The following is a 3,736-nucleotide window of genomic DNA, read 5'->3' on the forward strand; positions in this document are numbered from 1 at the left end:
TTAGATTCTGATTTTTTCTCAGTGTTTTCTGCTTTTTTACCTACAGTTGGTTGTCCGTTAGTAGTGTCTACTGCTGGAGTTTCTTTTTTCTCTACAGGTTTGTTTTTTAATTTAGTGTTCGCTATAGTTACAAGTTTATTGTAAGCTTTTTTAATTTCTTCTTGAGTTGTTGCGTTCTCTAATGTATCTTTCGCTACTTTTAGCGCTTCTTTTAATACTGCAACACTCTCTTCTGTTTTGCTTTCATATGTTCCGTTAGCTAATTTTGCTTCGATTTCTGCAATATAGTTTTCAAGTTTAGTTTTGTCTAAAGCTTTAACTTCTTTTGCAGTTTCTCCACCTAATTTTGCCTCTACTGCTACTGCCACGTCTTCTTTAGTAGTTTCTTTAGCTACTGGTTGTGTCGTCGCTACTGGTGCAGTAGGAACATTTTCTTTAGCTCCCGCGTTTGTTGTATTGTTCGTTGTTGTGTTGTTTGATACTTCTTCACTAGCTTGAGCTACTGCGCCAGCACCAAAGAAAATACTAGCACCAATAACAACTGAAGCCGCCCCTACTTTAAACTTTTTAATAGAGTAACTTTCAACCTTTACTCCACTTCTCGTGTCCTTTAAATATTTATTATTTTTTCCTATCATTTAGATTTCTCCTTCCTTATATTTCTTAAAATAAAAATAATCCAAGATTTAATAGGCGTTATAATAATTCTGTATAAAATTATGATATTTATACAGAATTATCGTATTTTAACAATCTAATTATACTTTTTAGACTTAAAATATACTTTAAATTATGTAAATTAAAAAAAAAAAAAATAATAAGATATTTTATAATCAAATCAGGTAATAAAAAACACAGTAAATTATGATACAATAAATCAACAACAAAATATCAAGCATATTTTTACTATGTCTAAAACTAATTTCACAAGAAAATACAAAGAAAGTAAATACCTAACACCCACAAGATATAGCAAATCAGGTATAGAAATGCACCGTTTTAAAATAGAAAAAAATTTTCATGATAAAGGTTTTAAAAGATCAGTTATTAGTCTATATCAAAATAGTAAGACTCAACAACTAAGTAAATGTTATGATATTTCTTTAAGTGCCATTAATAAATAGAGGAAACAGTATTCTGAGATTAAAACTGAAAGTAGAGATATGTTTACCACTAAACAAAAGAACTTCAAAAACGAAATGCTTAATAATAGAAGAAGAAAATCAAATTTTAAAAAAGGCAATTACCACCTTCACTCCCCACTCAAACAAAAATTAAATGCTATTTTTATCCTTAGAACTCAACACAATATTAAACTGTTATGTAAAGTATTCAACATTAATAGAAGCACATACTATAAATATATATCAAATAATATACTTCCTAGAATCGAAGAAAATCAAATGATTTCTAGAGTTATCTTGAAAATTCATGGAGATTTTTATAAGCGACTTGATACATATATTTTGAACATGATTATTGCATTAAAATTAGCTTTGGAAGAGTATATCGATTAATCCAAAAATTAAATCCCTCTACTACGTCTACTTCTAAACCTGTTATTCCTATTAAATCTTTTCCTATAGCTGAGAACTATATTAATCACCTAATTTCAAATTATCACTAAAATACTCATAACAAAGAATAAATTTCTAGTGAACTAGTTAATATTTTAGATAACCTTAATTACTTTCATCTTGTTTAGAGAAGGAACTGAACGTACCTAGAGAGAGGTCTTGGCATTAACTAAGAATCACGAAGCGATAATTAATGTTGTAACAGATGATAATATATACAACCTCTACATGGACAACACTGTATACTATGATAGGGATAAATTAAAGATTTTATTTGATAATATCCTAATAATTAGGTTACTAAAATCTTGGGAGTGACTCAAAAATCATGATTTCGAAGAAATCAATTTTGTCGAGTCACCCCCGCACAGTTTATTAGATATCTAAAAAGCTTTTATAAAGCGAATTTAGATATCAATAAACCACTGCGTCTATGAGTTATCATATACACTTTTTTTAAAATTTAGGACTTTTGAGTCAGCCCCGATTTGTTTTTTTATCAATATTTTTCAATACTTCTTTTATTCTCACTCTCTTATTAATGCAACCGTTTAATTTTTTTCTAATATTTATTAATTTTTTCTTTACAAAGTTCAGGATAAGTGATAATATAAATTTAAGTTAACACATTAAATTTTAATAAGTTTATTTTTATATTAATTAATCAAGGAGGGATCAACTTGAAAAAATACGAAAAGATTATAAATGACATCATCTTAAAGATACAAACCGGTATTTTTAAAGAAGGTGAACAGCTCTATACAGAAAAAGAGATAAAAGAAATATATAATGTTAGTAGTACTACTGCCGTACGCGTGCTAAACGAATTAGAGTCAGCAGGATATATTTTTAGAATTCAAGGAAAAGGAAGTTTCGTAAACAAAACTTTAGTTAATAAAAAAGTTTTAGTTACAGAAAACAACAATTTCCATAAACATTTCAAAGAATCAGTATCTGAACACTCTGAAGTTATCGAAGCTGAGATTATCCAAGACAAAGAACTTTGTACCAAATTAAAATTAAAAAATCAAAAACTTCTAAAAGTAGCTCGTATAAAATATATCGGTAACGTTGCTTGGGCTCACCAAACTAACTACATCCCGATTAAATATTTACCAGATGTTAATATAGATGATATCGACAGTTTCAAGGAACTTGCTACTATGATTAGAAAAAAATATCGTATAGATATTCACCAAGAAAAATCTAAAAAATATATGCAAGTTATAGTTGATACTCCTGAAGAAATTGCCAACTTTATCGCAAAAGATGGTGAACCTTGTTTTGAATTTGATAGGTACACCTACTTTGCAGACGGTAAAATTTTTGAATATGTAAAAATCTATATAAATTACAAATACTACAGCTTAACTATTAAAGATTAAGCTCTGATTGGAGTTAACTATGAATAAAAAAGAAAAAATCTTAAACCAAATTAAAGGCGGAATTATCGTTTCTTGCCAAGCGTTGCCAGGTGAACCACTTTACGTTGAAGAAGGTGGTGTTATGAACCTTATGGCTCTTGCTGCTAAAGAAGCTGGAGCTGTTGGTATTCGTGCACAAGGAGTTACTGATATAGTTCAAATCAAAGAAACAGTTGACCTACCTGTTATCGGAATTATTAAACAAAGTTATGAAGGTATGTCACAATTCATCACAGCAACTATGAAAGAAGTAGATGCTCTTGTAGAAACAGGTTGTGAAATAATCGCCTTAGACTGTACTTTACGCCCGCGTTTTGATGGTACAACAATCAATGATTTTATCGCAGAAATCAAAGCTAAGTACCCTGACATTCTTTTAATGGCAGATATTGCTACATTCGAAGAAGGTGTAAATGCGGCTAACATCGGTCTTGATTTTGTCGGAACTACATTGAGTGGTTATACAGAAAATACAAAAGATAGACCGAACGAAGTAGATCTAGGTCTTATCAAAAAGCTATCTGAAACTATTTCTGTACCAATAATCGCAGAAGGTCGTATCCACTACCCTGATCAAGCAAAAGCAGCTTATGACGCAGGGGCATTCAGCGTAGTAGTTGGCGGAGCTATCACTCGTCCAAAAGAAATCGCAGCTAGATTTATTAATGCAGTGAAATAAGGGCTCATCAAAAAATCGGACTGATGGAAAAAATCAGTCCGATTAAATTATATACA

Annotated in this window: 4 protein-coding genes; 3 read left to right on the top strand and 1 reads right to left on the bottom strand. The window is 30.1% G+C overall.

From position 1 onward, the window contains the following. Positions 1–638 (bottom strand): YSIRK-type signal peptide-containing protein (locus RWQ74_RS08640; protein WP_314397900.1); only part of this gene is annotated, 638 nt, incomplete at its 3' end. 525 nt (positions 639–1,163) lie between these two features. On the opposite strand from RWQ74_RS08640, the gene RWQ74_RS08645 reads away from it, so the two are divergent. The 3 genes from RWQ74_RS08645 to RWQ74_RS08655 all read left to right on the top strand — a co-directional run bounded on the left by RWQ74_RS08645 (position 1,164) and on the right by RWQ74_RS08655 (position 3,680). Further along, positions 1,164–1,517 (top strand): hypothetical protein, encoded by a 354-nt coding sequence (locus tag RWQ74_RS08645; protein WP_314397901.1) that lies wholly within the window; start codon positions 1,164–1,166, stop codon positions 1,515–1,517. A gap of 740 nt (positions 1,518–2,257) precedes the next feature. After that, positions 2,258–2,962 carry a GntR family transcriptional regulator gene (locus RWQ74_RS08650; RefSeq protein WP_314397902.1) on the top strand — a complete coding sequence of 235 codons (705 nt, stop codon included), beginning with the start codon at positions 2,258–2,260 and terminating at the stop codon, positions 2,960–2,962. Between the two features lie 19 nt (positions 2,963–2,981). Continuing rightward, complete coding sequence (locus RWQ74_RS08655; RefSeq protein ID WP_314397903.1) at positions 2,982–3,680, top strand: N-acetylmannosamine-6-phosphate 2-epimerase; 699 nt, start codon at positions 2,982–2,984, stop codon at positions 3,678–3,680. Positions 3,681–3,736: the final 56 nt, after the last annotated feature.

The sequence above is a fragment of the uncultured Gemella sp. genome, from assembly GCF_963525165.1.
In the GTDB taxonomy this organism is placed as follows: Bacteria; Bacillota; Bacilli; order Staphylococcales; family Gemellaceae; genus Gemella.